Origin of the sequence: Mycobacterium sp. (assembly GCF_035653355.1) — a bacterium.
Lineage (GTDB): Bacteria > Actinomycetota > Actinomycetes > Mycobacteriales > Mycobacteriaceae > Mycobacterium.
This window is the reverse complement of record NZ_DASRBZ010000118.1, coordinates 1-4,496: the sequence shown is the minus strand read 5'-3', so window position 1 is coordinate 4,496 and position 4,496 is coordinate 1. Positions and strand designations below refer to the sequence as shown.

Genomic DNA, 4,496 nt, shown 5'->3' with positions numbered 1-4,496 from the left:
CGTCTTCCAACGCACCGCGCAATGGATGTTCCCGAACCCGATGTATCACGAGTCCGTCGGCGACGGCGTGCGCTGGGCTATGAATCATCTGCCGTTCTACGGCCGCTGGTACCGGTTCCTGGTGATGTGGCCGGGCGCCGACAAAGGTCTCGACGCCGCGCGGCTCGACCCGAACTACCCGAATCAGGACTACGCGGTCAGCGAGATCAACGCCGCCGCCCGGCTGATGTTCACCGACTGGATCACCAATCAGGTTGGGGACGACGGAGATCTGCTGGCCAAGGTGCTGCCCGACTATCCGGCCACCGGCAAACGCACGCTGCAGGACAACGGTAGCTGGCTGAAAACCCTGCGCCGCCACAACGTCGAACTGGTGCCTGCTGGCATTCAGCGCATCACACCCGGCGGGGTCGTCACCGTCGACGGCGTCACCCACCATGTCGATGTGATCATCTACGCCACCGGGTTCCGGCACACCGATGTGCTGTGGCCGCTGACGATCACCGGCCGCAACGGCGTAAACCTGCGTCGCCTATGGGGCCAGCGCCCCTACGCCTACCTCGGCATCACCGTTCCCAGCTTCCCCAACTTCTTCATGCTCTACGGACCGGGCGCCCATCTTGCGCACGGTGGGAGCCTGATCTTCAACTCCGAACTGCAGATGCGCTACATCAATAGCTGCCTGGCGCACTTGGCGGAGATCGACCTGCACTCCATCGAACCCACCCCCGAGGCTGCCGCCAAGTGGCATCGACGAACGCAGGCCGAGATCAAGAAGATGGTGTGGTCGCATCCGTTGGTCAAGCACTCCTATTTCAAAAACCCCGACGGCGAAATCCACACCGTTAGCCCGTGGCGGCTCAACGAATACTGGGCGGCGGTCCGAGAACCTGATTGGTCACAGTTCGTGACGCGGGAAAGGGTGTCATGAGTGGAGTGATCGTCACCGGAGCCGCATCCGGTATCGGCCGGGCGTGCGCGGAGGCACTGGCCGCCGACGGTCGACGAGTTGCCTTGTGGGACATCGCCCCAACCGTGCAGCAAGTGGCCGACGAGCTGGGTATGCCGGGCGCGGTCGTCGACGTCTGCGACGACGCCGCGCTGGCCGACGCCGTCGCCGCCGCGAACACCGCGCTCGACGGTCTCGACGGCCTGGTGCACGCCGCCGGACGTGTGCTCGCCGAACCCGTCGGCGCCTTCACCGGCGAATCCTGGGACGCCATCCTCGACGTCAACCTGCGCGCACAGGCGATGCTGGTCCAGCTCATGCTGCCGCAACTGGAGGCATCCGCCCGCGCCGGCCGGTCACCAGCCGTCGTCGGGATCTCCAGCATCGAAGGGTTGACCGCCAACCCGTTCATCCCCGCCTACTGTGCCTCGAAGGCCGGCCTGCTCGGGTTGACCCGGTCGATGGCCGCACAGCTGGGGCCGGTCGGAATTCGCGTAAACGCCGTGTGCCCCGGATTCATCCACACTCCGATGCTGCAGATCGCGCTCGACGTCGAAGAAGTCCGGGCCGGCTTCGTTCAGGCCGCACCGCTGGGGCGCATCGGTGAGCCCGCCGAAGTCGCGCAAGCGGTTGCGTTCCTGATGTCGCCGCGGGCGTCGTTCATCACCGGCACTCACCTGGTGGTCGACGGCGGCGTCACGTGTCGGCATCCGTGAGTTGCGCCGACCGGGCCATCGGGTAAAAGCAGAGCCCGATGAAGATCGCGGCGAAATGCCCGACGGCAGTGAAGTTCACGTGCAGGATCAGCGGAACGGTGAAGACGACGATCAGTATCGCCAGGTAACCCCAGCGCCAGGGCTTCGCGATGTGATAGGTCAGCACCGCCATCGCGCCGACCATGAAGTAGCTGACACCGATATCGCGGGCATAGACGAGCTTTTCCGGCTCCAGGTGGTGCTGGATCGCCAGGTACAGCAGGCCCTCGCTGATATACGTCGCGCCGACGTGCGCTGTCAGTCCCACAGTGAGCCAACGCAATTGGCCAAGCCAACGCTCAACCGGCGCGACAAACAAGGTGAACAGCACCAAATACGGTGTCCAGTAGCGGCCGTCGATCCACAGCAGGCTGGTGAACAGCACCTCCAGCGGATCCCTGGCCAAGTGGTAGAGGTTGGTCGAACCGTGCACGAGCACCGAGTGCAGCTGCCGCCGGGTGAGATGGTGCTGAATGATCGTGGTTACCAGCAATACGGTCAACCACAGATACGTCAACGGCGCATTGGCGACGTATCGCCATACTGCGGCCAGCCAGAGTTTCAGACGTCGCATGCCTACACCGTCATTTCGCCGACACTGCAGCCACGGACACGACACGCCGAGAAACTGCAACGTGGTTGCAGTCTCGGCGTGCGAATCATTCGACGGTGACGGACTTGGCCAGGTTGCGCGGCTTGTCGACGTCGTAACCGCGGGCCTGGGCCACCGAAGCGGCGAACACCTGAAGCGGGATGGTCGACAGCAGCGGTTGGAAAAGTGTTGAGACAGCGGGGATTTCGATCAGGTGATCGGCGAACGGGCGGACCGTGTCGTCGCCCTCCTCGGCGATGACGATGGTGACCGCGCCGCGGGTCTGGATTTCGCGGATGTTGGACAGCAGTTTGGCGTGCAGCGTCGCGGAGTTTTTCGGCGACGGCATGACGACGATGACCGGTAGATCGTCTTCGATCAGCGCGATTGGCCCGTGCTTGAGCTCGCCGGCGGCGAAACCCTCGGCGTGCATGTAGGCCAATTCCTTGAGCTTCAAGGCGCCTTCGAGCGCTACCGGATAGCCGACGTGGCGACCCAGGAACAGGATGGTCGACGACTTGGCGAATCGGTAGGCCAGCTCGGCTACCGGCGCCATGCCGGTGAGCACGCGGGCCACCAGCTCCGGCATGGATTCCAGCTCGCGGTATTCGCGCTCGACCTCGTCGGGGTATTTGGTGCCGCGGGCCTGCGCCAGCGCCAGCCCGAGCAGATAGTTGGCGGCGATCTGCGCCAGGAAGGTTTTCGTGGAGGCGACGCCGATTTCGGGCCCGGCGCGGGTGTAGAGCACCGCATCGCATTCCCGCGGGATCTGCGAGCCGTTGGTGTTGCAGATCGCCAGCACCTTGGCCTTCTGCTCCTTGGCGTGCCGCACCGCCTCGAGGGTGTCGGCGGTCTCACCGGACTGCGAGATGGCCACCACCAGCGTGCTGCGGTCCAGCACCGGATCGCGGTAGCGGAACTCACTGGCCAGTTCCACTTCGACGGGCAACCGGGTCCAGTGCTCGATCGCATACTTCGCCAACAGCCCGGAGTGATATGCGGTGCCGCAGGCAACCACGAAGACCTTGTCGACCTCGCGCAGCTCCTGGTCAGAGAGTCGCTGCTCGTCCAGCACGATCCGGCCGTCGACGAAGTGCCCGAGCAGCGTGTCGGCCACCGCGGCGGGCTGCTCAGCGATCTCCTTGAGCATGAAGTACTCGTAGCCGCCCTTCTCTGCGGCCGAGAGGTCCCAGTCGATATGAAAGACATGGGCATCGCCGGTGATGTCGTTGCCGTGGAAGTCGCTGATCCGGTAGCCGTCGGCGGTGATCACCACCGCCTGGTCCTGACCCAGCTCGACCGCCTCACGGGTGAATTCGATGAACGCGGCGACGTCGGATCCGATGAACATCTCGCCGTCGCCGATCCCGATCACCAGCGGGGTGGAGCGGCGGGCGGCGACGATGGTGCCGGGCTCGTCGGCGTTGGCGAACACCAGCGTGAAGTGACCTTCCAGCCGGCGCAACACGGACAGCACCGAGCCAGTGAAATCGCCAGCAGTCGCTCCTTTCCGGTAAGCCTGCGCCACCAGGTGCACGGCGACCTCGGTGTCGGTGTCACTGGCGAACTCCACCCCGGCGGCCTCCAGCTCGCGGCGCAAGATCGCGAAGTTCTCGATGATGCCGTTGTGGACGACCGCGATCTTGGCGGCGGCGTCGCGGTGGGGATGCGCGTTGCGGTTGGTGGGGCGCCCGTGGGTGGCCCACCGGGTGTGCCCGAGGCCGGTGCTACCGGTCAGCGCTGCCGGGTCGGTCTCCTCGAGCGCCTTCTCCAGGTTGGCCAACCGGCCCGCGCGGCGGCGCACGGTCAGCTTGCCGTGCCCGTCGAGCAGCGCAATGCCGGCCGAGTCGTAGCCGCGGTACTCCATCCGGCGCAAAGCATCGACGACGACGTCGCAGGCAGACCGCTGCCCGACGTAGCCGACGATTCCGCACATAGCCCATCAGGGTAGTGCAGGCGGCCCGTTACACCCGCCTTGCCGGCCGGGCCGCTGGATTACCAGGGGGCGACGCCGGGGCTGCCAGGAACCCCGGGACCGCCCGGATACGGCTCTGATCCGTGCCGGTGGTCGAGGTCGTGCGGATCGCCGTCGTACCAGTGCTCGTCGTGGCAGCGGTCGCGGTCCCAGTTGGTGCCCCACCGAGGGCTGATGACCAAAATGATGCTGGTGCAAACCTCAGCCAAAAGTGGGCGTGAGCGG

3 protein-coding genes and 2 pseudogenes are annotated in these 4,496 nt (G+C 65.5%); 2 read left to right on the top strand and 3 right to left on the bottom strand.

The annotated features are described in order from the left end of the window. Both VFA16_RS03735 and VFA16_RS03730 read left to right on the top strand, forming a co-directional pair. Positions 1-931 (top strand): annotated as a pseudogene (locus tag VFA16_RS03735) (4-hydroxyacetophenone monooxygenase); the annotation flags it as partial. Next, entirely contained in the window at positions 928-1,665 is a 738-nt protein-coding gene (locus VFA16_RS03730) for an SDR family oxidoreductase (protein ID WP_324966518.1), read from the top strand. The pseudogene VFA16_RS03735 and the gene VFA16_RS03730, both read left to right, overlap by 4 nt. Here VFA16_RS03730 and VFA16_RS03725 read toward each other — a convergent pair. The 3 genes and pseudogenes from VFA16_RS03725 to VFA16_RS03715 all read right to left on the bottom strand — a co-directional run. Further along, entirely contained in the window at positions 1,646-2,278 is a 633-nt protein-coding gene (locus VFA16_RS03725) for a rhomboid-like protein (protein WP_324966517.1), read from the bottom strand. The genes VFA16_RS03730 and VFA16_RS03725 overlap by 20 nt on opposite strands. A gap of 85 nt (positions 2,279-2,363) precedes the next feature. Then, positions 2,364-4,232, bottom strand: coding sequence for a glutamine--fructose-6-phosphate transaminase (isomerizing) (gene glmS / locus VFA16_RS03720; protein WP_324966516.1), 1,869 nt, complete (start codon positions 4,230-4,232; stop codon positions 2,364-2,366). 59 nt (positions 4,233-4,291) lie between these two features. Continuing rightward, positions 4,292-4,496: pseudogene (locus VFA16_RS03715) on the bottom strand (hypothetical protein); the annotation flags it as partial.